The sequence below is a fragment of the Mesorhizobium sp. genome (genome assembly GCF_004962245.1).
Lineage (GTDB): Bacteria > Pseudomonadota > Alphaproteobacteria > Rhizobiales > Rhizobiaceae > Mesorhizobium.
The window spans coordinates 19,957-46,249 of sequence record NZ_SUHQ01000030.1 but is presented as its reverse complement, the minus strand read 5'-3'; the positions used below and the strand labels follow the sequence as shown (position 1 = coordinate 46,249).

Genomic DNA, 26,293 nt, shown 5'->3' with positions numbered 1-26,293 from the left:
TACGCTGTTACTCGGTCGGAAACTGGCAGCCAGGCGTCGAGCGCGAAAGCGCTGTTTCCTCCGCGTCCATCTCGGCTTCGATGCCGTCGAACAGCGGCGTCGTCATATAGCGTTCGCCGGTGTCGGGAAGCATGCACAGGATCACCGAGCCGGGTGCAGCGTTTTCCGCGATCTGGCGCGCCACCGCGAAGGTAGCCCCGCCGGAGATGCCGGTGAAAATCCCTTCTTTCTGCGCCAGTGCCTTGGCCCACTTGATGCCCTCGGGCCCGGGAACAGGCACCACCTCGTCATACAAGCCGGCGTCGACCGCCTCCTGCAGGACGTTGGGAATGAAATCCGGTGTCCAGCCCTGGATCGGGTGCGGCTCGAAGGCCGGATGGCTGGCGGCCGGCGCATCGTCGGCGCCGCGCTCCTGGGCCTTGCCGCTGCCGATGAGCTGAGCGTTGGCGGGTTCGGCCAGCACGATCCTGGTCTCCGGACGCTCCCGGCGCAGCACACGCCCGACACCGACGACGGTGCCACCGGTTCCGTAGCCGGTGACGAAGCAGTCGAGCCGCGATCCGGCGAAATCGTTGATGATCTCGCGCGCCGTCGTCGCCTCGTGAATGGCGGCATTGGCCTTGGTCTCGAACTGGCGGGCCAGGAACCAGCCATTGGCTTGCGCCAGTTCCACAGCCTTCATGTACATGCCGAAGCCCTTCTGGGCGCGCGGCGTCAGCACCACCTTGGCGCCCAGCATGCGCATCAGCTTGCGGCGCTCGATGGAGAAGCTGTCGGCCATGGTCACCACCAGCGGATAACCCTTCTGCGCGCAGACCATGGCCAGCCCAATGCCGGTGTTGCCGCTGGTTGCCTCGACGACGGTCTGGCCGGGCTTCAAGGCGCCGCTGCGCTCGCCCTCCTCGATGATGTTGAGCGCCAGCCGGTCCTTCACCGACGCCGCCGGATTGAAGAACTCGGCCTTCACATAGATTGTCACATGATCGGGGCCGAGATTGTTGATCCTGATCACCGGCGTATCGCCGACCGTGTCGAGAATGCTGTCGAACAGGCGGCCACGCCCGGCCGTGGTCCTGATTTTCTGTTGCTGCAACATGTTGATCTCCTCCTGTTTGTCGTCGTGGCTGTTGTCACGGGCCGGTTACAGACCGGCGGCTTGGGCGGCGAGGTTTCGAGACCTTGCCGCGGTACGGTTCCTTTGCCGGCGAGGTGGCAACGCCGGCATCCGGCGCGGAAATTCGTTGCCGGATGCAGTCTATCGCTTTCAGTGATAAAACAGAGGGCGACTGGCCAGCGTGGGAGCAAGCGTGGGAACGCACGTGGAATCCACCCGATCGAGCCTGGACGGCGGGGCGGCCGGGCTTTGCGTGCGGCTGCTCGGGCCGCTGACGGTCATCCGTGACGGCGCCACGGTGCAGCTGCCGGCATCGCGCAAGCTGCGCGCGCTCTTCGCCTATCTGGCGCTCGCGCCGCATGCCGTTGGCCGCAGCCGTCTGTGCGAGCTGCTATGGGATGTGCCGAACGATCCGCGGGGCGAGCTTCGCTGGTGCCTCAGCAAGCTCAGGGGCATTCTCGACGAACCGGATCGCCGCAGGATCGAAACGCCAGGCGACACGATCGCGCTTGATCTGAACGACAGTTTCGTCGACGCGATCGACATCGCCTCGGCCGCCGCGACAGGAATCGAGACACTCGATCTGGAGCGGCTGCAAGCGCTTTCCAAACTGTTCGTCGGCGATTTCCTCGACGGGCTGGAGATCGATCGCAGCCCGCATTTCAACAGCTGGGTGACCGCGCAGCGCCGCCGCTTCAGGTCATGCCATGCCGCCATTCTGGAACATCTCGTCAACAATCTCCCGGCAGGTGCTGACGAAACGTCTGCGCATCTGGAAAAGTGGGTGGAGCTCGCTCCGTTCGACGGGCGCGCGCATGCGGCTCTTCTGGCAGGGCTCGCACGGCGCGGCCAGATCGGCGCGTGCGAGGAACATCTCGCCTCCGCGGCGGAGCTGTTTGCTTCGGAGGACCTGGATTTCGGTCCCGTTCGTGAGGTATGGCGGACGATCCGCGGCGAACGACCGGGCGTGACGCGCTTGGCGCGACCGACACTCGTACCCGCCGTTCCCCAATCGGCAATTGTGCTTCCCGATGCCAGTATTGCTGCCTCGTGCAAGGCTTCGCTTGCTGTGATGCCGTTTGTCGAGGAAGCCGGCATCGGCGTTCGCGGTGGCCCTCGCGGTGGATTGGCCGACGGCCTGACCCACGACATCATCACCCGCCTGGCCAAGCTTAGGGACTTCTTCGTCATCGCCCGCGGCTCCGTCTTTGCGCTGGCGGAAAAAAACATCGCGCCGGAGGATGCAGGCCAGCGGCTGAACGTCGATTATGTCGCCACCGGGACCGTGCGCAGCCAGACAGGCCGCGTCGTCGTCAGCGTGGAGCTTGTCGAGGTGCGCACGGCCAGGATCGTGTGGGCCGAGACGTTCGAACGCAAGCCCGACGACATCTTTGCCGTCCTTGACGAGATCGGCAACAACATCGTCTCGTCGATCTCGGCCGAGATCGAGACAGTGGAGCGCAACCGCGCCATGCTGAAAGCGCCCAACTCGCTGAATGCCTGGGAGGCCTTCATCGGGGTCTTTGGCACATGTATCGCTTCACCCGCACGGAAAACGAGCTGGCCCGGCATTTCTTCGGGGTGGCCCTGAAGCTGGATCCGACCTTCGCCCGTGCCTATGCCGGCCTGTCCTTCACCCATTGGCAAAACGCCTTTCAGCGCTGGGGAGACCGTGACCAGGAAAGCGCGCTTGCCTTCGAGACCGCCGGCCAGAGTCTTTTGGTCGATGATCACAATCCGGCCGCGCACTGGGCCATGGGCCGGGCGCTATGGCTGCGCGGCGAGCAGGACGGGTCCCTCACCGAGCTGGAGCGGGCCGTGGACCTCAGCCCGAACTTCGCGCTCGGCCACTACGCGCTGTCGTTTGTACACTCACAGTCGGGCGACCCGAAAGCCGCGATCGGTTGCTCCGACCATTCGCGGCATCTCAGCCCCTTCGATCCGCTGCTGTTCGGCATGCTGGGCGCCAGGGCAATGGCGCATGTCCGCCTCGGCCAGTTCGACGAGGCCGCCGAATGGGCGCTGAAGGCGGCCGCTCGTCCCAACGCCCATGCCATCATCCTGGCGATCGCCGCGCACTGCCTTGCGCTTGCGGGACGTGTTGACGAGGCCCGCACTTTCGCGGCCACAATCCGCAAGGCGCTGCCGAACTACTGCGCCGACGACTTCATCGGCACTTTCCGGTTCGAGCCTGACGCCGCAACCCTGTTCCGGCAAGGCGCCAAGCGGATCGGGCTGGGCTGATCCAACCCAAGCCACTGCTTCAACCGATCAGTCCATTAACAGTCGGCTGAACGCGAATCGATAGCCGTCCGACAACCGGACAAAAGCCGCGCAATCGGCTGGGAAGGGCTGCGTTCGTCGCAACTATATGCCGAGCATCGTTTTGGCTTCGTTGAGCGCAGCCTCCGACCCTGCATGATCGCCGGCCGCGTGCAGTTTCTCGCCTTGGGCGCGCAGTTCCTTGACTTTGGTCATATCGGCCTCGGAGAGTGTTGCGGTCGGCAGCGCCGCGTCGATCGCGGCCATGATGGTCGGGCATTTATTTGCAAAGGCTGTCGCTGGAACGACCGCCAGGAAAACCGCAAGCGAAATTGATCGTAACATGGACGTTTCTCCCTTGCCGGCTCACGGAACGCGCCGCGTCGACGACCGGCGAGGGCATAGTACTTGGTAAAGCCTGGGCGTGGCAATCACGATGGTGTCGTTGAGCGTGCGTCAGCACCGATGCCCCTCGCATGTTCAGACGACCAGGACAGGGGCGAAACCGCCGCCGGGTGTGCGGAAATTGGTGGTCTGGCCCTGGTAGAGGCGCGCGGCGGCGAGCAGCACCTGGCCGCCATAAGTATAAAGCCGCACGTCCATCTTGCGCGGCGCTGGTGCGCCATCGATTTCGATCATGCGCTGTCCGGGTGCGGCAAATGACTGGGCCACGTAGCCGCCACGGGCGATCTCGGCCCACACCCCTTTGGTCACCTTGTCGCCTCGGTAGACCGCCTTGCTGCCGTGACCGGAGAGCGGCTTGAAGAACATGTCCTTGCGGGATTGCCAGGCGGCATCCGAATTGTCGGGCGTGACCAGCGTGGTTCGCGGAATGCCGGCGAGCTGCGCGCGCTGCTCCGGAGAAAGGCCGAACGCTTCGAGCGCCGCCGGATCGGACAGCAATGTCAGATTGCGCTTGCTTGCAAAGAGCGCATGGTTGTGCGGATTGGGCGTGACAACCACGGCGCCGTCCCGGTAAGCCGCTCTGAGCGCGGCATGCTCCCGGCGATCGAGCGTGAAATCGACCAGGCGGTTGTAGACGAGGTCAATCTCCCGTCCGTCGAGTCGAAGCCTGCCGCCATCATATTTCAGCTCGCTCGCGTCGCCGATCACCGCTTCGGTGCCGTGTTTCAGCAACAACTGCCTGGCAAGCACGAATTCAGGATAGAGATACTGCTCCTCAGGCCGGTCGTCGACGATCACGATTCTTCGCGGCGAACCGGCTCCGCGCTGGCGGCGCCATTCGTTCTCGAACATAGCGACGACGCTGGCTTCGAAGCGATCGTCCCTTGTGCCGATCAATGCCCGGTCGACTTCGGAGCAGCAGGCCTTCTGTGCCCTGGCCAGCAGGGCGTTGAGGAAAGCGCCACCGGCGTTGGTGTTCACCTCGATCAGCTTGGGACCGTCATCGTCGAGATGGAAATCGTAGCCCATCAGAGCGCCGAGCGGTCCAAAATCCCGATGCGCGATTTCGGCAGCCCAGGAGAGGACGGCATCGCGGTAGGGTGGCAACTTTGCTGTCGCTTCGATGGCGGCGACGATTTTCTGCATCTCGTCGATGGCGGACGCGGCGAGGAAGACCGGGACATTGGAAAACAGATGCGGCCGCGACGCGATGAAGGTTTCGCAGAAGCCGGGGTCGCCGGCTTCGCGGTTCAGTGCATTCCAAAGCGCAATCCGGTCGAGCGTAATGCAGAAGCATTTGCGGTTGAGCCGCGCCGACAGGGACGTGGTGGCCTCCGCCACGCTGGGGACTGTGAGCATGTCACCTCCTTGCCGGCCGCTGTTTCTGAGACTTTGCGAATTCAGAAGTTTCACCGACTTGCGGGCATTGATTTGCGTCAAAGTAGCGACGCGAAGTTGAGCTACACTGATATCATGAAAACCGTGTTGGGTCAGCTTCGGTTACTGCTGGCCGTGATCCTCCTGATCGCGGGCGGTGCTGCCATTGCTGGTTTTGCCGAGCGGACTTCTGCAATGGGCGTTGGTGCCGGCGTCACTGCCGACGTTGCGACGCTCTCGACGAACGCCCCGCACAAGGTGACAGGTCACGTCGCGTCCACAGGCCAGGACAACCATCACGCCTCATGTGAAGGCTGCCTGGATTGCGTGCACTCGACCGGTTCAGGCTGTTGTGCTGCAAGCATTTTCGCCGGCGAATGCCGCGTTCTTCACGACGCGCCGGATGCCGTCCGCTTCATGGCGGGTAAGGCGTTCCTGGCAACGGGCATCGACCCCGAGGCCCTCCTGCAACCTCCCCGGACATTCGCCTGATATCGCGCCGTCGCGGTGCTTGGGACTGTTGAACCCGGCAGTGTCCGCCAAGGCCCCATAGCGCGCGAACGATCCGCGAAACCGAACCGGTACCGGCGATCCGGGCTGCCATTGCGCGCCCAATTCCAGAGTTCGCCTGTCGGCTTCGCAACCAGCGTCGGCTTCACACCAACGACAAGGAAACAGTCATGAAAACCCACCTTCGAATGATCGCGCTTGCCGCATTCACAACGCTTTCAGGCGCGGCTTTTGCCCAGACGGATCCGCACCATCCCGAGGCCGGCGCACCACAAGCCACGACAGCGGCTCCGGCCGCGGAGGCGATGCCGGCGGTTTGCCCGAGCAGTGCACGACGATGATGTCAACGATGCAGACGATGATGCCCATGATGCAGCAAATGATGCCGATGATGCAGCAGATGATGCAAGGCGGCCAGGGCGGCATGATGGACAATATGCCGATGGGCAACATGCCCGAGGCCTCCAGGGTTTACATGGATGCCATGAAATGGGCGGGCCGATGATGAAGGCCATCCAGGCCGAAGATCCCGATGTCGCCTTCGTCCAGGCAATGGTTCCGCACCACCAGGGCGCGATCGATATGGCCCGTGCGGTCCTGCAATTCGGCAAGGACGATCAGGTCAGGGACTGGGCCAATCAGATCATCACGGCTCAGCAAGCCGAGATCGCCGCGATGCAGAAATGGCTCAAACAACATGTGAAGTGACGGGCAACATGTGAAGTGACGGGAGGAACCTATGAACAAACTCAGCATTCTGTCCGCCGGCGTTGCGCTGGGCGTGACGCTGGCCCTGATGAGCATGCTCTGTGCTCTGGCCTTCGCCATCTGGCCGGAAGCGACGCTCGATTTCTTCGGCGCCTTCATACATGGGCTCGACTTCAGCCCGATCAGATTGGCGGCGCAGATGAGCCCTGGCCGCGTTCTCTATGGTGTTCTCGGCCTTGGCGTCGTCGGCCTCGTGGCGGGTGTCGTGTACGCCTCGATCTACAACATCGTCGCCACCGGGCGGCGTTAGGGCAGATCTCATGAACGCCGCAGTCATCCCATGGACGATGTCGTCCGCGACGCTTGCCCTGGCGGGAATGATCATCGCGGGGACTAGCAATCAAAGGGAATCCAACCCATGAACCCCAATGCGCACCCCATGTCCGATCCCCCGACCGGCTCCGAACCAGAACAGGACGCCGAGGCAGGAACGGGCGGATTCTGGACGTCGAAGACCGGCCTGGTCACGATTGCCTTCCTGCTGATCGCCGCTTTCTTCCTCCTCTCCGAGCACCGGGCGCATGCCTTCGGTATCCTTCCCTATCTGCTGTTGCTCGCCTGCCCTCTGCTTCACATATTCATGCATGGTGGCCACGGGGGGCATGGCGGCCATCGGAGACATACGCAGCACAAGGAAACCGAGCCGGGCGCGCAAGGCGGCCCCACACACCGTAAAGGAGCATGACCATGGTCGAGCAATCTTCCGGCTACGGGCTCTGGGGCCTGGCTATAATCAATTCGGCGATTTTCATCCTGTTCGCCTTCAGCTTCTTCAAGCCGCGAACCGGCCGCGACTGGCGCTCCTTCGGTGCATTCAGCGCCTTCCTGGTGGCGCTGTTCGCCGAGATGTACGGGTTCCCCCTGACGATCTACCTGTTCTCGGGGTGGCTGCAGAGCCAATACCCCGGCGTCGACTGGCTCTCGCATGATGCCGGTCATCTCCTGGAGATGATGTTCGGCTGGCGGCTCAATCCGCATTTCGGTCCCTTTCACATTCTCAGCTTCTTCCTGATCGGCGGCGGCTTCGTGCTGATCGCGACCGCGTGGCGGGTGCTTTACGAAGCGCAGCGCCACAATCGCCTCGCCACCGGCGGCCCATATGCCTCCGTCCGGCATCCGCAATATGTCGGCTTCATTCTCGTCATGGCGGGGTTCCTCGTGCAGTGGCCGACGCTGCTGACGCTGGCGATGTTCCCCGTTCTGGTCGGCATGTATGTGCGGCTTTCCTTCATTGAGGAGCGTGAGGCGAGAAAGGAGTTCGGCGACGCCTACGACCGCTATGCCGCCCGCGTGCCCGCCTTTTTTCCGCATGTGGCCAGGCTGTTCGGCTCCGCCGGCGCGCGCCGCGCGCCATGAGAGCGAGTGGCGTTTGAGCATGATCCTTGTGCGCTGAACGAAAGACGAAATCCGAAATCGAAACCGAAGGAAACCATCATGAAACGCCGAGATATCCTGAAGGGCGCAGTGACAGGCGCCGCGGCTCTTGCGCTCCCGTCGAGCTTGCTCGCGGCAGCCTTCACCAGCCAGTCAGGCGGCCAGACGCTTGGCGTCTCGCGCCGCACGATCGAGGTGAACGGCAAGGCTGCAAGCGTCTTCGGCCTGCGAGGGGCCGACGGTGCGCCCGGCCTGCGCTTGCGGGCGGGCGATGCCTTCAATGTCCTGCTGCGAAACGAAACTGCCGAGCCGACGATCATACATTGGCACGGACTAACGCCGCCCTGGCCGAGCGACGGCGTCCCCGACGCGCCACTGCCGCTCATCGGCGCCCAGGCCGATCGCAGTTTCGATTTTCCGGTCGGCGAGCCCGGCACCCATTGGATGCATGCCCATACCCTGCAGGAACAATTGCTGCTCGCCGCTCCGCTTATCGTCGCCGATCCCGCCGACGCAAGGGATGAGCAGGAGGTCGTCATCCTGCTGCACGATTTCTCGTTCTCAACGCCGGAGGAATTGCTGGCCGGTCTGACGGGAGGCGCTGCACCGATGCAGCATGGCGGCATGAACATGTCCGGTGACGCCATGGCAGGGATGAGCCATGGCGGCATGGTGATGGATATCAACGACATCGAGTATGACGCCTATCTGGCCAATGACCGCTCCCTGGACGACCCCGAGGTCGTGCCGGTCGAACGGGGCGGGCGCGCGCGGGTGCGGATCATCAATGCCGCCACGGCGACCGCGTTCACGATCGACTTCGGCGCGCTTGAAGGCGAGTTGATCGCGGTCGACGGTCAGCCGGTCGAGCCGGTCAGGGGCCGGCTGTTTCCGATGACGATGGGACAGCGCATCGACGTGCGCGTGCGGTTGCCGCGCGATCTCAGCGCCTCCTTCCCGATCCTGGCGCTGCGCGAGGGGAGCAAGGAACGGACCGGAATTGTCCTGCGTCCGGCGGGAGCGGCGGTGGCCAGGCTCGGGACGGCGGCGGATGTCGACGCTCCGGTTCTCGACCTGACGCTCGAGGCGCAACTTCGGGCAATAGTGCCGTTTGGATCACGCCGTGCCGACAAGACGTTCGATATGGCGCTGACCGGCGACATGGCCGCCTATCGCTGGGGTCTCGAGACCAGCGCTCCGATCCTCGTGGACAGGGGCGATCGCGTCGAGGTCACGCTGCGCAACGACACCATGATGGCCCACCCGATGCACCTTCACGGCCATCGTTTCCAGGTGGTCGCGATTGATGGGCAGCGCTTCCAGGGTGCCGTTCGCGACACCGTGCTGGTGCCGCCGATGCGCTCGATCACCATTGCCGTCGATGCCGGCAATCCCGGCCAGTGGGCCTTCCACTGTCACCACCTCTACCACATGGCGAGCGGCATGATGTCGACCTTCGCCTACCGAAGCTGAGACACCGCTGCGTGCGATCGCGCCACGAAACGCGGCATGGAGAACGACGATGAGGAAGGTCAACCTGGAAGTGCGCGACCTTGTCGGCATGATGGATTTCGCGGCGGTCGAAAAACGTCTCGCGGCTTTGCCTGGCGTCGCCAGTGTCGCGATGAATGCGGGGTCGACCACCGCGACCATCGAGTTCGACGAGAGACGGACGAGCCCGCAGGCCCTTGCCCGGGAAATCGAGGCCTGCGGCTTCCATTGCCGCGGCGAGGTCGTGCCGCGGCATCTGTGCATTCCCGGCGGCACGACGGTTGCGCCGGGCCATCCGCACGCGACCGCCGGGCATGGTCACGCCGCCATGATCGAGCCGGCTCCAGCGGGCAAGGGCAAGGTTGCAGCCAAGCCGCCGCACGACGCCATGGCCCACGAGATGGGGCACGGCGCCGGCATGGACATGCAAGGCATGGTCAAGGACATGCGCAACCGGTTCCTTGTCAGCTTGGTTTTCACGCTGCCGATTTTCGCCATGGAGCCGATGGGCCTGGGCGAGCCCTGGCTGCGCCCGCCTTTCGGACTGAGCGAAGACGTCGCGATGTTTTTCCTCGCCAGCGCCGCGATCCTCTATCCGGTCTGGCCGTTCCTGGTCGCCGCCTGGCGGGCCCTGCGCAACGGCGTCCTCAACATGGCCGTGCTGGTGGTGCTGAGCGTCGGCACCGGCTACCTGTTCAGCGTCGGCGCGACCTTTTTCTTCGAGGGGCAGCAATTCTACGAGGCCGCGAGCGTGCTGCTCGTGTTCATCCTGCTCGGCCACTGGCTCGAGATGCGCGCCCGCGCCGGGGCGTCGGCCGCGATCAGGGCCCTGCTCGACCTCGCCCCGCCCAAGGCCACCGTCTTGCGCGATGGCAAGGAGGTCGAGGTTGCGACCGCGGACGTCGTGCTCGGCGACATCGTGGTCCTGCGCCCCGGCAACAAGCTTCCCGTCGACGGCGAGGTGACCGAGGGCACGTCGACCATCGACGAATCGATGCTGACCGGCGAGTCGATGCCGGTGACCAAGAACGTCGGCGACAAGGTCATCGGGGCGACCATCAACAAGAGCGGCACGCTGCGCTACCGTTCCACCAAGGTGGGCGCCGACACGGCCCTGGCCCAGATCGTCAAGCTGGTCCAGGAAGCCCAGAATTCGAAGGCGCCGGCGCAGCTTCTCGCCGATCGTGCCTCGCAATGGCTGGTGCTCGCCGCGATCGTCATCGGGCTTGCGACCTTCGCCGTCTGGTTCTGGTGGCTCGGCCAGCCCCTGCTGTTCGCGATGACCCTGACCATCACGGTCTTCGTCATCGCCTGTCCCGATGCGCTCGGCCTTGCCACGCCGATGGCCGTCATGGTCGGCACCGGCCTTGGCGCCGCAAACGGGATCCTGTTCAAGAATGCCGCCGCTCTCGAGGAGGCGACCAGGCTCGACGTGATCGTCTTCGACAAGACCGGCACGCTGACCATGGGCCAGCCCAAGGTCGTCGAGATCGTTCCGGCTGCCGGCGTTTCACCCGACGAGGTTCTGCAGGTCGCGGCCGCCGTGGACCAGGGGTCGGATCACCCGCTGGCCGTCGCCATCGTCGAGCGGGCCAAGGACCTGAAGCTTCCCGAGGTCTCGGGCTTCCTCAACATCGAAGGCAAGGGCGCCAGCGCCGCCATCGGCGGCAGTCCGGTTTTCGTCGGCAACCGGCGCCTTATGGACGAGCAGAAGATCGATCTTCTGGCGCTCGGCGAGAAGGCCGACACGCTCAAGGGCGAAGGCCGCACCGTCATCCATCTGGCGCGGTCCGGCAAGCTGCTCGGGCTGATTGCGATCGCCGACACGCCGCGCCCGACGGCCATCGCAACGATTGCCAAACTGCACGAGCAGGGCGTGCGCGTGGCCATGCTGACGGGCGACAATGCCGGCACCGCCAGACGCATCGCGGACATGCTCGGCATAGACATCGTCCTGGCCGACGTGCTGCCGGGGCAGAAGGTCGAAAAGATCAAGGAGCTGCAGGGACAGGGGCTCAAGGTCGGCATGGTCGGCGACGGCGTCAACGATGCGCCGGCCCTGACGCAAGCCGATGTCGGATTCGCCATCGGCGCGGGCACCGATGTCGCCATTGAAAGCGCCGACATCGTGCTGATGAAGAGCGATCCCTACGACGTTGTCGGTGCGATGACGCTTTCGCGCGCCACGCTGCGCAAGATGCACCAGAACCTCTGGTGGGCGGCCGGGTACAATGTCATCGCCTTCCCGATCGCGGCAGGCGTGTTCTACCCGTTCCTGCTGAGCCCCGAGATTGCGGCGTTGGCAATGTCGGGCAGTTCGGCCCTAGTGGCCGTCAACGCGCTTTTGCTCAAACGAACCAGGATCGAGGGCATCCATCCTGCCGCATCGACCACCGCAGGCGCCGGTCATGAGCACCCGACTGGCGCGCCGGCATGAGCGTATCGATGCAAGGTCCCTTGGCCGTGTCGCGATGGAGTCTTGGCGTACTTCTGGCCTCGGCCTTCGTTGTTGCGCTCGGCTACGGAATCGTCTTGCCGGTCCTGCCGATGATGGTCGAGCGGCTTGCCGGTTCCGCAGACCCGACATTCGCAGACCCGACATTCAACGCGCGGCACACCGGCTTTTTGACCGCTGCCTATGTCACCGCGCCGGTGGCGGTCGCGTTCCTCTGGGGGAGATGGTCGGATTCGATCGGGCGCAGGCCCGTTCTTGTCGCCGGTCTGCTCGGCTTTGCCGTCACCTTGGCGGTTTCGGCGCTGGCGCCGGGTCTGCTCGTTCTTTATGTCGGGCGGATCTTGAATGGCGGCTTCGCGGCTGCCGTGGTGCCAACGGCCCTTGCGTTCATTGCCGACACAGAAGGTGGGGCCGACACCGAAGCCGGGGACGATCGTCGCACAAGAGGCTTCGGCTGGATCAGCATGGCATCGATCGCAGGCTTTCTGGTCGGGCCGATGCTCGGCGGGCTCGCTGCGGAACTGGAGTTTGACCTGGGTGCAGCGGCTGCCCCACCGCAGGCCGTTCCCTTCTTTCTTGCGTCCGGCCTCGCTGTCGCGGCAGCCCTTGGCGTGTGGTTTGCGCTGCCTGGAAACCTGTTGCCAGGGGCCTCTGTCGAGGCGCGCAATCGCGGCCCGTCAATGTTCGTGCCCGGAGAGCTACGGCTGCTCGCACTTGCCGCTGTCGCTGCGGCGGGGCTTGGCGCGTTCGAGGTCGGGCTCACCCTGCGAAACGTCGAACTCGCCATGGGCCCCGCCACGCTGGGCCTAATGTTCGCGACTTGCAGCGTTGCGATGTTCGTGGTCCAGGGCCTTGTTTTTTCGCCGCTCGTCAAACCGGCAGCGGCAAGGTTGCTTGTGGCCCCCGCCTTCCTGGTGATGGCGATCGGCCTGGCGGTTCTTCCGACAATAGCCGGCCTCGGCAAAATGCTGTTCGCGGTTTCCGTTGTCGCGGCATCGGCCGGGGTGATCAGTCCGCTGCTCGCCTATTGGGTGTCGCGGATCACCGCACGAAGCCAGGGCATGGAACTGGGCATCCAGTCGGCGGCGGTCAGCCTCGGTCTATCGGTGGGCTCTGCTGCCGCCGGCCTGCTGTTCGGTTTTCGCGGTCTGGAAGGCGCGGCCTTTCTTGCCGCCGCCGCTGTCATGGGGCTCGCCGCGATCGCTAGCCTGAAGCTGCCGCGGCTGACAGCGTCTGTGACGGCTAACCTTCGTGCCGTTTCCGCCAGGAGTGTTTCAGAATGAGCATTTTTGAACTTTTGCCAACTGCCTGGAGAGTTAAGTGAAACGACATTCCTCGCTTCAATTTCTTGGCGCCGCCGGAACCGTAACCGGATCACGCTACCTCCTCGAAACGGATGGACACCGCGTTCTCATCGATTGCGGTCTCTTTCAAGGCTACAAGCAACTGCGCGATCGCAATCGCGCGGCATTTCCAGTGCCGCCTGAAACGATCGATACGGTGCTGCTGACCCATGCGCACCTGGATCACTCAGGCTACATTCCCGCCCTCGTGCGCAATGGCTTTCGGGGTGAGGTGATTTGTACCCCCGCCACCGCCGAGTTGTGTTCGCTGCTGCTCCCCGACAGCGGCTACCTTCAGGAAGAAGAGGCTAGGTATGCCAGGCGGAAAGGCTATTCAAAGCACGCAAGCCCTACGCCGCTCTACACGCTCGAGGACGCCAAGGCTTCACTCGAACACATCTCAACCCACGGCTTCGACGACGACTTCCAGGCCGGCCATGGTATCCGAGCCCGTTTCCTTCACGCCGGGCATCTTCTTGGCGCGGCGCAGATGAGCGTCGACATAGCTGGAACGACCCTGCACTTCAGCGGCGATCTCGGGCGCCAACAAGACCCGCTGATGCGGCCACCCCTTCCGCTGCTCGGAGCCGACATACTCGTGTGCGAGTCCACCTACGGCAACCGCAGACACCCGCATATTGACGCGGAGGCGGAGCTTGCGCCGGTGATCCGGCGTGTCGCCGGTCGAGGTGGCGTGATCGTGATTCCGGCTTTCGCGGTTGGCCGCGTGCAAGGCATCCTGCTGCACATTGCGCGCCTTCGTCAGCGAGGCGATATCCCGGCCGTGCCCGTTTTTCTCAACAGCCCGATGGCGATCGACGCCACGGACATCTATCATCGCTTTCATGACGAACACCACGTCAGCCTCGAGGAATGCCGGGCGATGTATTCGATCGCGACGCTGGTGAGATCGGTTGATGAATCCAAGGCCCTGAACCTCAGGCGGGGACCGATGATCATCGTGTCGGCAAGCGGCATGCTCACGGGAGGACGAGTGCTACACCATCTTCAGGCCTTCGGGTCAGACGCGCGCAATGCGATCTTGCTTTCGGGTTTCCAAGCCGGAGGCACAAGAGGAGCGGCTCTGGCAGCCGGTGCCGACCATTTGCGAATGTTTGGACATGATGTGCCGATCCGGGCGGAAGTCGTTCAGCTCGAAAGCTTTTCCGGTCACGCGGACGCAGACGAGATTCTCGACTGGATGCGTCAAGCCCGCCGCGCGCCCAGGATTACATACCTCACGCACGGCGAGCCGGACGCCGCAGATACGCTGCGTGGCCGCATCAATCGCGAACTCGGATGGCAGGCGCGTGTCCCCGAGCATCTCGAGCGGATCGATCTGGAGCAGCCGACATGAGTGACAGCCATGGCCGGTTACGTCTCGTCCGAGCGGGTATCGACACCTATCAGCAACCCGTCGTCTACATGCATCGCGATTGCCATGTCTGTCTGTCGGAAGGATTCACCGCTCTGACCCGGGTTCTGGCGCGCAGTGGCGACCGCGAGGTGGTTGCCACGCTCAACGTGGTTGTCGACGGTCACCTCGAACTTGATGTCGCCGCGCTGTCCGAAGCGGCCTGGACGATCCTCCAACCAGGCGCCGACGCAGTCGCCGTATTCAGCCATCCGGAGCCGCCCGCCTCGGCACCGGCGTTGCGGGCGAAGGCCTTCGGCCAGCGACTGGGCGAGACCGACTTCCTCGCCCTTATGCGCGACACGGTCGAGAATCGGCTGTCGGATATCGAACTGGCGGCATTCATCACGGCATGCGCCGGCGAGCGGCTCGACGTGGAGGAAACGGTTGCGCTCACCAAGGCGATGCTTGCGGTCGGAAATCGTATCGATTGGGGCAGCGGCGCGGTGTTGGACAAGCACTGCGTCGGTGGCCTTCCCGGAAATCGCACCACGCCCATCGTGGTCGCCATCGTTGCTGCAGCCGGCCACCGCATCCCAAAGACGTCGTCACGGGCCATCACATCCCCTGCCGGCACGGCAGACGCCATGGAGGTCATGGCGCCGGTGGCGCTGGGCCTCGAAGCCATGCGAAGCGTGGTCGAGCGCGAGGGAGGCTGCATCGTTTGGGGCGGAAGTGTCAGGCTAAGCCCCGCCGACCACATTCTGATCCGCGTCGAGCGTCCGCTCGACTTCGACAGCGACGGACAGATCGTCGCAAGTGTGCTCTCGAAGAAGGCCGCGGCCGGCTCGAGCCACGTGCTGATCGACATTCCGGTCGGACCGACCGCCAAGGTGCGCTCTGCCGCCGCCGCCGCGTCGCTCGAGGCAAGGCTCATTGCCACGGCCCAAGCTCTTGGACTTGGCCTCTCAGTGCTGCGCACCGATGGCCTCCAGCCGGTTGGATATGGCATCGGTCCGGCCCTTGAGGCGCGAGACGTGATGAGCGTCTTGCGCAACGATGCGGCAGCGCCCTTCGATCTGCGCAGCCGTGCGCTCGATATTGCCGGCGCCTTGCTTGATGTCGCACCTGGGGCGGTGGTGGGGAAAGGCCGGGCAGTAGCATCCAAGCTGCTCTACAGCGGCGCCGCCCTTGGCAAGTTTCTGGCGATCTGCGAGGCACAGGGCGGCTTTACCGAGCCAGGAGTGGCTCCGTATGTAAGGCCGGTTTTCGCCAACCGTACCGGCCAGGTCCAGGCGATCGACAACCGCCGGCTTGCAAAGATCGCCAAGCTCGCCGGCGCGCCGCGCAGCGCTACCGCTGGAATTGATTCAAGGGTTCGGATTGGCAAGAATATCCAGGCCGGTGAGCCGCTGTTTCACGTCCATGCCCGGTCACCAGGAGAACTGGATTATGCACTCGACTATGCTTCGGCTCATCCGGACATAGTCGAGATCGGAACCGGACAATGACCCGCGTGCTGCTTGCTTTCCCGTTGCAGCGAACCCTGGCTGACGCAATGGCCCCGTTGCTGGGCGCGCGAACCGGTCGGCTGGACTGGCGCCGCTTTCCCGATGGTGAATCCCTGATCACGATCGAACAGGATCTGCACGGCGCCGACATCGCCCTCGTAGCCAGTCTCCGCAACCCCGATGAACTCGCACTGCCGCTGCGCTTCGCGGCGGCGACGGCGCGCGAATTCGGAGCACGCACGGTTGGCCTCATTGCGCCATATCTGGCCTACATGCGGCAGGACAAGCGGTTCAATCCCGGCGAAGCCGTAAGCGCGCCATTGTTCGCACAGTTCCTGGCGGACAGTTTTGATTGGCTGGTGACGGCAGATCCTCATTTGCACAGGAACCCCAGGCTTTCCGAGCTGTTTTGCATCCCGGCCCATGCGGTCACCACGGCTCCCATTGTCGCGGGCTGGATCAGAGACAACGTCCCGAATGCCGTCCTGATAGGTCCCGACAGTGAAAGCGGCCAATGGGTATCCGACATTGCCGACCGTGCCGGCGTCGCCTATCAGATCTCGACGAAAACCCGCCGAGGTGACCGCGACGTCGAGGTGAGCCTTCCTTCGATCGAAGCGGCTCGCGGCCGAACCCCGGTCATCGTCGATGACATCGCGTCGTCGGGGCAAACCATGATCGAAACCCTGCATCACCTGAGGCAGCTTGGTCTGCCTCCTGCAGTCTGCATTGTCATTCATCCCGTATTCGCCCAGGACGCCTACGCCCAACTGTTGGCGGCTGGCGCCGAAAGGGTTGTGAGCACGGACTCGATTCCGCATCCGTCGAATGCGATTTCCATCGCCGGCTTGCTGGCCGAAGGTAGCGCCGAATTGTTCGGGAACTCTGCGCCCAGAGAAAAATTGTAAGCCCGACTTTGGCGCCCCGCCACTGGGGAAGTGTCAGCAAATCGCTGCTTCGCAAAGGTGCGTTCCTGCTCCAGGCGAAGGCGGGCGGTCACGTCTCCGTCATAAAAGATAGGACTGACCTCGGCATTCAGCAGGGACGAGCGAATGTCGACGTTGCTCGACCCGATCATCGTGATTTCGCCACTTCGCGTGCAGCAAGCGGCTCCGACAAAGGTGAATTCGAATGCCGGCTTCAAGCCGTTCCTCATAATACGAGCGCTGGGGGGTCCGCCCTCAAGGATTGTACGCAATCGGGCGAAGCGCATGTAACGCCATTTTGGATAGCTCGGCCTTCCAATAAGGACATACAGCACAAGGGCTGGAACCGGCAAAAAGAAGACCAGAAGCAGCCCTTTGCGGCATCGGGTGATCGACGAAAGGGGATGACCACCAACATGATGATGCACGTCCATATCAGAGCGATTTCTGAGAAGCGGAATACCTATGTCTAGTGTTCGTACGTGAACCTGACTCGCGCAGGCGCGGGGCGTCCGGGGGCGATGATGTCCACCAGAATATCATAGTGGTCTCTGCCGGGCAGCGTGACGAAGCCGCCATAGGTCACCGTCCCGGCGATTGCCATCGGCTCAAGTTCCAAGCTGTTCTGCCCAACATGTCCCAGGCCCGACACGGTTGCAGTCAACTTGGCGTTCTCGATGCGCGCGCCCGTCGCGACCTCGAAGACCGCAATGATGATGTGGTATTTATGCGCACCGCGCGTGGCGCCGCCATGCATGGTGGCCTCCGGGTGACTCTCAAGATGACCGCGTGCAATTGCCGCCGGCAAGACTCCCAGATACACGCCTAACCCCTGCGCGACTTTATAGTTTTCATCTTCTTTGGTCGAAACCAGGGTAACCACAAAGGGCAAATAGTGAACGGCCGTAACTCGCGCGGGCAGTTGCGCAGTCGTGACCAATCCCGCGGGTGTGTGACAAACTTTTCCACAGCCGCCGCCCCTGCATGTTGGGAGGCTGTGGCTCTGACATACGCCGCTAGTTGACCCGTACCAGGCTGTCGACGAAAGACCAGCGAAGCCGCCATTAGCCGCGACGAGGTGATTGGCGACGGCGGCCGGCCCTTCGGCCCTGGCGTGAACCACCGACGCCAATAGGCTCACCGCGAGTAAAACCGCGAGAAACATGTGCCCTGCCGCTGCCCCATTCGGCTGCGCCGCAACTGCACACGCTTTTGCTTGCAAGGTAACCATGGCATCATACCATCGAATCCTGGCAACGGGCGCCTTGACCTTGATCAAGAAATGCCAGGCGTCGGCGGGAGCGGTGGCTTTTGGAGGTGGCTCGACCTCATCCTGAATTTCACGAGCCAGACAGATGATTGGCTTTGCGGCACAGGCCCCTCGCAAGCCGATCAAGCAGCTGGCTGATCGAACTCTCTCAGCCAGCCGCCTTCAAATCCCGCCCGTTGCAGGCCGCTGCGGATGTACCGGCACGAGCGCATCAGCCGCCACAGGAGGCCGCTGCGATCGTTCTCGATCATCAGGACGATGGGGCCTTCGTCCAGGCCGAAGTGCCAGGGCGAAACCCACCAGTCAAAGGCGGCGTCGGGCGCTCCCGGATGCGTCGGGTTGAAGGCCGCCTTGAAACCATAGGCTTTGGCGGCCTTGAGCTTGGCCTGGTGAATGCAGAAGCTGATCGTCGGCCGCACGATTTCCGGAGCGAACGGCAAGGAGGCGGCGACGGCCCACGGCGCGAGCGTGCCATCATCGGGACCGTACGGAACGCCACGCGCCGCATAGGCGAGGAACCGGCGTTCGATACCCTTCAACTTGAGTGTGCAGGGGCCTGGGCCATCGCTCGCGGTGATGCCCCAACAGTGCTCGCCATAACCTTCAAAACCGCGCGGGTTCTCGATGGCGTAGCGGTGCTGGACCAAGGTGGCGCGCCGGCTGTTCTCGAAATAGTCGCTTCCCTTGCTGCGCATGAAGGGGTCTTGCAGGCCCCGAAGATCGATCCATACGTGCGAGAGCTGGTGGATGAAAAGCGGTCCCGCATAAAGATAGTCGTAGCCGTAACAGTGCTCCCATCGGAAGGTCGCGGTCCAGGCCGTGTAGCTGCTTCGGGGTAAGGGATATGTCGGCGAACCGAGCCCCAGGACATAGAGCAGGAGCGCTTCGTCATAGCCTTCCCAGCGATGCTTCAGAAATCCGTGCTCGGGTGTCCAACCGTGGGTGACGGTTTCTCCCCGGTCCTGCGCCCATTGCCAATCGGCCCGGCGGTAGAGCGCCTTCGCCAAGTTGCGGATTTCGGCTTCGGCCTCGGTATCGGCATCGAAATACTGCCCTGCGGCCAGCGCGCCCGCCAGCAGGAACGTGCTGTCGATGGTCGACAGCTCGCATTGCCAGGCCCGCCGGCCGGTCTGCATGTCCAGGAAGTGATAGTAGAAGCCGCGATATCCCGTGGCGTCCGGCTCCAGGCCCTGTGGGCTGTTCCAGAAGAAGCGCAGCGTTGCCAAGCTGCGTTCCACAGCCGCGCTTCGCGTCATGAATCCGCGCTCGACTCCCACCGGATAGCACGCCAGCGCAAGGCCGGTGGCTGCGATGCTGGCGGGGGAAATCGCTTCGGTCTTGTCCCGAATAAGACCGTTGGCAGGATTCGCTTCATGGATGAAATAGTCGAACGTCTCCCGCTGCAGCGTCGCCAGATCGTCCTGCATGGCAGGAGTGTTCACGAGGCGGTCGGAAGGATGCGATCGCATCTCTGCTCGCCTTCGAACCGCTGCTCACGGATGGGCCAAATAGAGGTGGTCGTACACACCTTTAACGCCTTTGACGCCTTCGGCAACCACGCGCACGGCATCCCGTTCACTCTGCGATCCGACTGCGCCCGAAAAATGCACCAGACCATCGCTGACCGTAAGAATTAACGCGTCGCCGTTGACGCCTGCGTCCTCTCGCAGCCGCGTAAGAATGCTGCGTCGAATCGCATCGTCACCTGCCGCCGTGGCGTCGTCGAGCTTTGCCGCAACGACGACGCGCAAAAGATCAGCACGGCTGACGACGCCGACCAGGCGCGGTCCCCTCAACACCGGTATACGCTTGATGCAGTGCTCCTGCATCAGAACGGCAATTCGCTCGATCGGAATTTCCTCGTCAGCCACAACGACGTCGGAAGTCATCAAATCCGCCACTTTCCAGCCGTGGCCCTTCACATAGCCACGCGCCTCACCTGACGACAATGCCGGGGCGCCGAGTTCCGACCTGCGCAGGAAGTCACCTTCGCTCACAATTCCAACCACGCGGCCGCCGTCGTCGACGACCGGCATGCCGCTGATGCGATGATCCAGCATGATCCGTGCTGCATGTCTTACGCTGTGGTCAGGCGACACCGTAACAACCTTTGCAGTCATTACATCCTTCGCTTTCATCTGCCTTCATCCCATAAGCTCAGTTCAAGTGAGCAGGTGCCCGGACACCAATTGATGATATCGTAGCGCAGACGCGCCCGGTCCCTTTGAGGCAAATCAATAACGGCTCCGAACCAGCCGACCCGGGCGACTTGAACGACTGCTCCCAGCGCTTGACGCTCACCGCCTTGCGCTGGCGGGACGGCTCGACGCCGCCATCCTATTCAGCCGACGATTACTTTCCGGTTCGAGCCGGACGCCGCAGCCCTGTTCCGGCAAGGCGCCAAGCGGATTGGACTGGGTTGAGGCAAGGCGCCGTCGGCCGGGGCTTTTTCTCGGGGTTTCTGAACCTTCATCACGGCTCCGCGCCACCAACAACGTCACGTCCGAAGCCGACGCCAGGTTCGCGGCAATCGTCAGATCGTCGCAAGATTCCTCGACCAGAGCGGATCAGGCGGGCTCAACGGATGTGACATTGCCTTCGGTATCCACAAGGCAGCTTGTCTTCTTGCCACCAGCATCGAGTTCAACCTGATAGGTTTTGGAATCGAGCTTGCTCGATGAAACCGGAAGTATCTTCGTGCTGTCGACGCCGCTCGCCTTGGCGACCGCGTTGGCGCAAAGAAGCTGAAGGTCCGCCGGGGCCGTCTCGACCTTGGTCCTGGACATCTGGTCCTGGGGAGGAGGAGGCGGCGCGCTGATGCAAGCGCTCAGGGGCCCAACCAAGAATCCAATTGCTATTGCCAGGATCGATCGTCTCACTGCACGTTTTGCCGACATCGCTTGTCCCTCTCCGAAATGCCGCTTCACACACCCTTGTAAAGGGCCGCCCCCTGCATGAGAACGATGACCTTGGCTCCAACCTTGACGCGGGATGCGAGATCGGTGATGTCGTCGTTCCTCATCCGGATACACCCTGATGACACGTCGAGCCCGATCGTCCAGGGTTCTGGCGTGCCGTGTATCCGGTAGATCGTGTCTTGGTCACGCTCATACAGATAGAGCGCCCTGGCGCCGAGCGGATTGTCAGGCCCCCCCGGCATGCCTCCCGCATGTTTGACCGCGTTCGGATCACGAGCGACCATTTCGGCCGGAGGCGTCCAGGTCGGCCATTCTGCCATGCGGCCGACGCGCACGATTCCGGCCCATCCAAACCCTTCGCGGCCCACGCCGATACCGTAGCGCATGGCCCGCTGACCCGGCTGCACAAGGTAGAGAAAATGCTGGTTGCCATCGATGATAATCGTACCGGGCACTTCCGCGGTGCGGAACTTGACCATCTGCGGGCGAAACGCCTCGGGCACTTCATTGTGCGCGGCATAGTATTTGCGCGCCTTGGTACGGTCATAGTCCACCCATTTGCGGGTTTTCGGATCGAAAACCTGTGTTCCCGCAGCCAGCGCCGCCACCGCGACAAGACCGAACGCTACCGCGACAATTGCCGTAAGGGAGCGCCGCTGGAGAGTGGCGCGTCCCGCGATCATCAGCTTTCCACTCATGGATTTGCCCACCCGTGCACCCGGGCGCCCTGCGCGGCAACCCATTGTTTGGCGTACTCGTAAGGATCCTGACGCTCCACCTGGAGCGCATAACTCATCTTCGTGACGTCCTCGGGCTTGAGGTCGACCTGTTCCAGGAACTCTACCACCCTCGGGTATTTTTTGCGCAGTGAGGCGGCGTAAGCGATATGGAAATGCGCGGTGTCCCATGACACTGGCGCGCTGGACTTCGAGACCCAGAGCGGGTCCTCGGAAGGCAGCACGATCCTCCACTTTGCCGGGTCAAACGGCGGCTCGGTAAGTCGGACAATGTCGTGCAGTTCAAACACGTGATGCGGCGCGTAGCAGGCAAACACCATCGGATGATCCGTGGCAACCGCGGCATCGACAGCCGCCATTCCGACATCCTCCGGCGTCTCCAGCAATGTCATCGTCTTGGCGTAGCCGTAGCTGTTGGCGCGGACACGCTCGATAGCCGTTGAGGACCAGCCCTCAGCGCCAATCCAAAGCTCCCCATGTCCGTCCCGATCAGTGTCCAACGCGGCAGTTTTGCGCGGATCGGTGAGATCCGAAATGTCACGAATCCCAAATTTGTCGGCAGTTTCGCGGGTAGCGCATATGCCTTGCCATGCCGGCACCCCGATGGGACTGATGGCTACCGTTCCAGCGCCGTCGACATATTTCTTCACCAGATTGTCCAGGTTGGGCAGCCAGATTTCGGGATGAATATCCACCTCGCCCGAATCGAGGCCGGCAAAGGCAATAAGCGTCCCCATCTCGCGCACATCAGCATCGAGCCCGAACTGTTCCTTCAGGCTGACCTTGAGAATGTTTGCCGTCGCCTGGCCCGACGGCCAGTTCGGCATCGCAATGACGAGATCAGCCGCGTGGACCGGGATGTTTACCGCCAGCATCGTCAATGCTGCCAGCGACATTTTCCGCAGACACTGCTGAAATCGGTTGTGCATTTTCTTCCCCCTCGCTTCGGTGCTGAAATGAACCGGGACGGGAACAACTTGTCGCGGCAAGCACCGGGTTGTGACACCAGTGCCATCTTCTGACGGCAACTGCTGAAGGTGCGGCAGTGCATTCGCCAAAGAAAGCGCCGTCACGTGCCGACCCTGCACGCTACTCGATGACACTCCGTCTGGGAAGATGCTCACAACGCGGCCGCCGCGCCCAACTTTCAAAATGTCCGCCGACACACGCCTTAGGAACTGTAGGGGGGCCGCATCAGAACGCCTGATGGCCTTCAGACTCCCCGTTTTGATTTACGTCAATGTGGCTCTCATCTGCAGGGATGACTGTGGTGCGGAGATACGAGGGGTTGAGCTGGCCAAGCCGCTTTTTCCCAGCCCAGCTCGCGGATCTATTCTGGAGCCGGCGCGGCAGATGCCTCGAACATGCGATCTCCAAAGGCCATGGCTGACCTCGTCTTCAGCGCCAGAGCGCTGACCAAAACTTACACCTCGGGCGAGACGCAGGTGCTTGCCTTGCGCGCGCTGGACCTGGAAATCTTCGCTGGAGAAGTGGTCGTTCTGCTCGGCCCGTCAGGCAGCGGCAAGTCGACCCTCCTCAACATCATGGGCGGGCTCGACCATGCCACAAGCGGTCAGTTGTTCTTCAAGGGTCAGGAGTTGACCAACCTCGATGATCGAGGCCTTACGGCCTATCGCCGCCAGCACGTCGGGTTCGTTTTCCAGTTCTACAATCTGATCCCCAGCCTGACGGCTTATGAAAATGTCGCTCTGGTTACGGAGATTTCCGATCACCCGATGCGTCCCGACGAAGCCCTCGCGCTCGTCGGGCTCAAGCCGCGGATGCACCACTTCCCGGCACAGCTCTCGGGCGGCGAACAGCAACGCGTGGCCATTGCCCGGGCGATCGCCAAACGGCCGGAGGTGCTGCTCTGCGATGAGCCGACGGGCGCCCTGGATTCGAAGACAGGCATTCGGGTCATCGAGGCACTGCTGGGCATCAATGCGCAGCTCGGCACCACGGTCCTCATCATAACGCACAACGCCAGCATCCAGGACGTCGCCGACCGCGTGCTGTTCTTCGCCGACGGTCAAATCTCGAGAATTCACAGGAACGAGGCGCGCCGGGCTGCCGCCGAGCTCGTCTGGTGATCCTGATGCGCGCGCTGGATATCAAGCTCTTTCGCGATCTTGTACGGCTGTGGGCCCAGGCGCTTGCGATCGCTCTCGTCATTGCCGGCGGAGTGTCCACAGTGGTTCTTGCTGTCGGCTCCTTGCGGTCTCTGGAGGAAACCCGAATTGCATATTACGAGAGGCACCAATTCGCCGATATCTTTGCGTTGGTCAGGCGTGCGCCGAAGACGCTGCTCACTCAAATTGCCGAAATCCCCGGGGTTGCCGCCGTGCAAGGGCGCATTGCCAAATTGGCCCTGCTCGATATTCCCCAGTTTCGCGAGCCTGCAACGGGGCAATTCATTTCGTTGCGTGAGGACGGTCAGCCCGCGCTTAATCGGCTGTACATAAGGTTGGGCCGGATGCCCGAGCCTGGGCGAGGCGATGAGGTTGTCGTCACCGAGGGCTTTGCCAAGGCACATGCATTCAAGCCGGGGTCCCACTTCGCTGCCATTCTCAACGGCCGCAAGCGCGACCTCGTCGTCGTGGGTATCGCGCTCTCGCCGGAATTCATCTACGCCATAGGGCCGGGCGACCGCATGCCGGACGAACGTCGCTTTGCCATCGTCTGGATGTCTGAAAAGGCTCTCGCCAGCGTCTATGACCTGGACGGCGCGTTTTCCTCGGTCACTCTCAAGCTGATGCGGGACGCCTCGGAAGGCGAGGTCATCAAGCGCCTCGACGCGTTGCTCGACCGCTACGGCGGACAAGCAGCATATGGGCGCAAGGATCAGACCTCACACGCCTTTCTGGAACACGGGCTCGATATGCTCAGGAATATGAGCCGCACGCTGCCGCCGATCTTTCTTTTGGTGGCAGCGTTCCTGATCAACGTGACGCTTAGCCGGATCGTCGCGCTCGAACGCGAACAAATCGGTCTGCTGAAGGCGCTTGGCTATCGGAACGCCGCCGTCGCCTGGCATTACATCAAATTCATCATCGTGATTGTCACGATCGGCGTCGTCATCGGCAGTGCGGCTGGAACGTGGCTGGGCACTTTCGTAACAGAGATGTATGGCGACTTTTATCGGTTCCCATTCCTCGTTTTCGTCCAAAGCCCGGATGTCTACGTCGCGGCTGCGGCGCTGAGCCTTGCTGCTGCGATCGTCGGCGCGGTGCGTGCGTTGCGCGATATCATGAGGTTGCCGCCCGCCGTTGCGATGCAGCCGCCCGCCCCGCCCCGCTTCCGCCGCCTGCTGCCTGCGACCTTTGCTGTCCGCAACGTCCTTTCACAACCGGCTGTGATGATGGTGCGCAACATCAGCGGCCATCCGATCAGGGCCCTGTTTACGATAGCGGGCATGTCGCTGGCGACAGGAATCCTGATCGCCTCGCTTTTCCTCAACGGCACGATGGAGGCGTTGATCGACGTGACGTATTTCATGTCCGACCGCCAGGATGCCACTGTGAGTTTTGTCGAACGGCGTCCGCTGAAAGCAGTCAATCAAATTGCGCGGCTGCCCGGTATTCTTGCGGCGGAGCCTTTTCGGGAGGTTCCCGTTCGCATACGGAATGGAAACATCGAGCGTCGGATCATGATCAGCGGAAGACCGCCCGATGCCGACCTCAACAGGATCATCGACACTGACCTGCATCCCGTCGAGCTGCCGGGAGCGGGTCTGGCACTTTCGAGTTGGCTCGCGCAGATTCTCGGGACACAGGTCGGCGATTTCGTCGAAATCGATTTGCTGGAAGGGCAGCGACGGACCGTCTCTCTTCCCGTGACCGCGTTGGTCGAGGATTATTTCGGCATTCAGGGAATGATGCATTTCGATGCCCTGGCTCGCTTGATGCGGGAGGCGCCGGCCGTCAATAGCGTGAGCGTAAGCCTCGATGCGAACGAGCGTGACCGATTTTACGACGCTATCAAGAGCATGCCGACGGTCAGCGGCGTGGCCCTGCAACGCGTATCGCTTGCTAACTTCCGCGATGCATTGGCCGTGTTGGTGACCACGATGGCAAACATTTACATTGGGCTCGCGGCCGTTATCGCCTTCGGTGTCGTCTACAACAGCGCAAGAATCTCGCTTTCCGAACGCGCGCGCGAGCTGGCCAGCCTGCGTGTCCTCGGCTTCACCCGGGGAGAAGTGTTGCGAATTCTGCTCCTCGAACTGGCCGTGTTGACGTTGCTTGCGCAGCCGCCGGGGTGGGTCATCGGCTACGGCCTCGCCTGGACATTGCAAACAAAAATGGCTGGCGAGTTGATGCGGTCTCGCTTGGTTGTGGAACATTCTACCTATGTACTTGCCAGCGCGATGGTGATTGCTGCGGCACTGTTCTCCGCGCTCGTCGTACGCCGGCGGATCAACCAACTCGACCTTGTCACCGTTCTCAAGACGCGAGATTGAACCATGCGCACGATCTGGA

General features: G+C 62.8%; 23 protein-coding genes and 1 pseudogene. 15 read left to right on the top strand and 9 right to left on the bottom strand.

The features are described 5' to 3' along the window. Nucleotides 1–7: 7 nt before the first annotated feature. Nucleotides 8–1,096: a PLP-dependent cysteine synthase family protein gene (locus tag E5X88_RS26700; protein WP_292166539.1), complete on the bottom strand. Its 1,089-nt coding sequence runs from the start codon at nucleotides 1,094–1,096 to the stop codon at nucleotides 8–10. Between the two features lie 223 nt (nucleotides 1,097–1,319). Here E5X88_RS26700 and E5X88_RS26695 point away from each other — a divergent pair. Further along, nucleotides 1,320–3,358 (top strand): annotated as a pseudogene (locus E5X88_RS26695) (BTAD domain-containing putative transcriptional regulator). Nucleotides 3,359–3,481: 123 nt separating this feature from the next. On the opposite strand, the gene E5X88_RS26690 reads toward E5X88_RS26695, so the two are convergent. Both E5X88_RS26690 and E5X88_RS26685 read right to left on the bottom strand, forming a co-directional pair. Beyond that, nucleotides 3,482–3,721, bottom strand: coding sequence for a hypothetical protein (locus E5X88_RS26690; protein WP_292166538.1), 240 nt, complete (start codon nucleotides 3,719–3,721; stop codon nucleotides 3,482–3,484). Between the two features lie 135 nt (nucleotides 3,722–3,856). Then, entirely contained in the window at nucleotides 3,857–5,140 is a 1,284-nt protein-coding gene (locus tag E5X88_RS26685) for a hypothetical protein (protein WP_292166537.1), read from the bottom strand. Between the two features lie 9 nt (nucleotides 5,141–5,149). On the opposite strand from E5X88_RS26685, the gene E5X88_RS26680 reads away from it, so the two are divergent. From E5X88_RS26680 to E5X88_RS26625, 12 genes are all read left to right on the top strand, one after another. Beyond that, complete coding sequence (locus tag E5X88_RS26680) at nucleotides 5,150–5,650, top strand: hypothetical protein (protein WP_292166535.1); 501 nt, start codon at nucleotides 5,150–5,152, stop codon at nucleotides 5,648–5,650. A gap of 367 nt (nucleotides 5,651–6,017) precedes the next feature. Then, the gene (locus E5X88_RS26675) at nucleotides 6,018–6,173 is read left to right on the top strand and encodes a hypothetical protein (RefSeq protein ID WP_292166534.1); all 156 of its coding nucleotides are present in this window, start codon (nucleotides 6,018–6,020) and stop codon (nucleotides 6,171–6,173) included. Beyond that, nucleotides 6,170–6,376, top strand: a complete 207-nt coding sequence (locus E5X88_RS26670; RefSeq protein WP_292166533.1) for a DUF305 domain-containing protein — start codon at nucleotides 6,170–6,172, stop codon at nucleotides 6,374–6,376. The genes E5X88_RS26675 and E5X88_RS26670 overlap by 4 nt, the downstream gene beginning before the upstream one ends. Before the next feature lie 31 nt (nucleotides 6,377–6,407). Continuing rightward, entirely contained in the window at nucleotides 6,408–6,686 is a 279-nt protein-coding gene (locus E5X88_RS26665) for a DUF5676 family membrane protein (protein WP_292166531.1), read from the top strand. A 129-nt stretch (nucleotides 6,687–6,815) separates the two neighbouring features. Next, the gene (locus tag E5X88_RS26660) at nucleotides 6,816–7,121 is read left to right on the top strand and encodes a DUF2933 domain-containing protein (RefSeq protein WP_366664825.1); all 306 of its coding nucleotides are present in this window, start codon (nucleotides 6,816–6,818) and stop codon (nucleotides 7,119–7,121) included. 2 nt (nucleotides 7,122–7,123) lie between these two features. Further along, nucleotides 7,124–7,792, top strand: coding sequence for an isoprenylcysteine carboxylmethyltransferase family protein (locus E5X88_RS26655; protein ID WP_292166529.1), 669 nt, complete (start codon nucleotides 7,124–7,126; stop codon nucleotides 7,790–7,792). Between the two features lie 78 nt (nucleotides 7,793–7,870). Further along, nucleotides 7,871–9,283, top strand: coding sequence for a multicopper oxidase family protein (locus E5X88_RS26650; RefSeq protein WP_292166528.1), 1,413 nt, complete (start codon nucleotides 7,871–7,873; stop codon nucleotides 9,281–9,283). Nucleotides 9,284–9,332: 49 nt separating this feature from the next. Continuing rightward, complete coding sequence (locus tag E5X88_RS26645) at nucleotides 9,333–11,738, top strand: cation-translocating P-type ATPase (protein ID WP_292166527.1); 2,406 nt, start codon at nucleotides 9,333–9,335, stop codon at nucleotides 11,736–11,738. Further along, nucleotides 11,735–13,039 carry an MFS transporter gene (locus tag E5X88_RS26640; RefSeq protein WP_292166526.1) on the top strand — a complete coding sequence of 435 codons (1,305 nt, stop codon included), beginning with the start codon at nucleotides 11,735–11,737 and terminating at the stop codon, nucleotides 13,037–13,039. The genes E5X88_RS26645 and E5X88_RS26640 overlap by 4 nt, the downstream gene beginning before the upstream one ends. A gap of 37 nt (nucleotides 13,040–13,076) precedes the next feature. Then, nucleotides 13,077–14,456, top strand: coding sequence for an MBL fold metallo-hydrolase (locus tag E5X88_RS26635; RefSeq protein WP_292166525.1), 1,380 nt, complete (start codon nucleotides 13,077–13,079; stop codon nucleotides 14,454–14,456). After that, on the top strand, nucleotides 14,453–15,964 hold the full coding sequence (locus tag E5X88_RS26630) for a thymidine phosphorylase family protein (RefSeq protein ID WP_292166523.1): 1,512 nt from the start codon (nucleotides 14,453–14,455) through the stop codon (nucleotides 15,962–15,964). Before E5X88_RS26635 ends, E5X88_RS26630 begins: the two co-directional genes overlap by 4 nt. Next, a complete protein-coding gene (locus E5X88_RS26625) occupies nucleotides 15,961–16,872 on the top strand; it encodes a ribose-phosphate pyrophosphokinase (RefSeq protein WP_292166522.1) in 912 nt (303 codons plus the stop codon). The genes E5X88_RS26630 and E5X88_RS26625 overlap by 4 nt, the downstream gene beginning before the upstream one ends. 487 nt (nucleotides 16,873–17,359) lie before the next feature. Here the strand turns inward: E5X88_RS26625 and E5X88_RS26620 are convergent, their stop codons facing one another. The 6 genes from E5X88_RS26620 to E5X88_RS26595 all read right to left on the bottom strand — a co-directional run bounded on the left by E5X88_RS26620 (nucleotide 17,360) and on the right by E5X88_RS26595 (nucleotide 22,711). After that, complete coding sequence (locus tag E5X88_RS26620) at nucleotides 17,360–18,286, bottom strand: hypothetical protein (protein ID WP_292166520.1); 927 nt, start codon at nucleotides 18,284–18,286, stop codon at nucleotides 17,360–17,362. Next, nucleotides 18,283–19,587: a glucoamylase family protein gene (locus E5X88_RS26615; protein WP_292166519.1), complete on the bottom strand. Its 1,305-nt coding sequence runs from the start codon at nucleotides 19,585–19,587 to the stop codon at nucleotides 18,283–18,285. Before E5X88_RS26615 ends, E5X88_RS26620 begins: the two co-directional genes overlap by 4 nt. A gap of 66 nt (nucleotides 19,588–19,653) precedes the next feature. Continuing rightward, nucleotides 19,654–20,298 carry a CBS domain-containing protein gene (locus tag E5X88_RS26610; protein ID WP_292166517.1) on the bottom strand — a complete coding sequence of 215 codons (645 nt, stop codon included), beginning with the start codon at nucleotides 20,296–20,298 and terminating at the stop codon, nucleotides 19,654–19,656. A gap of 429 nt (nucleotides 20,299–20,727) precedes the next feature. Continuing rightward, nucleotides 20,728–20,946 carry a hypothetical protein gene (locus E5X88_RS26605; RefSeq protein ID WP_366664824.1) on the bottom strand — a complete coding sequence of 73 codons (219 nt, stop codon included), beginning with the start codon at nucleotides 20,944–20,946 and terminating at the stop codon, nucleotides 20,728–20,730. 137 nt (nucleotides 20,947–21,083) lie between these two features. Beyond that, nucleotides 21,084–21,776, bottom strand: a complete 693-nt coding sequence (locus E5X88_RS26600; RefSeq protein ID WP_292166515.1) for a L,D-transpeptidase — start codon at nucleotides 21,774–21,776, stop codon at nucleotides 21,084–21,086. Continuing rightward, entirely contained in the window at nucleotides 21,773–22,711 is a 939-nt protein-coding gene (locus E5X88_RS26595; protein ID WP_292166513.1) for a glycine betaine ABC transporter substrate-binding protein, read from the bottom strand. The genes E5X88_RS26600 and E5X88_RS26595 overlap by 4 nt, the downstream gene beginning before the upstream one ends. A gap of 486 nt (nucleotides 22,712–23,197) precedes the next feature. On the opposite strand from E5X88_RS26595, the gene E5X88_RS26590 reads away from it, so the two are divergent. Together E5X88_RS26590 and E5X88_RS26585 are read left to right on the top strand one after the other, a co-directional pair. Further along, nucleotides 23,198–23,905, top strand: a complete 708-nt coding sequence (locus tag E5X88_RS26590; RefSeq protein ID WP_292166511.1) for an ABC transporter ATP-binding protein — start codon at nucleotides 23,198–23,200, stop codon at nucleotides 23,903–23,905. Between the two features lie 5 nt (nucleotides 23,906–23,910). Continuing rightward, nucleotides 23,911–26,274: an FtsX-like permease family protein gene (locus E5X88_RS26585; RefSeq protein WP_292166602.1), complete on the top strand. Its 2,364-nt coding sequence runs from the start codon at nucleotides 23,911–23,913 to the stop codon at nucleotides 26,272–26,274. Nucleotides 26,275–26,293 lie beyond the last annotated feature (19 nt).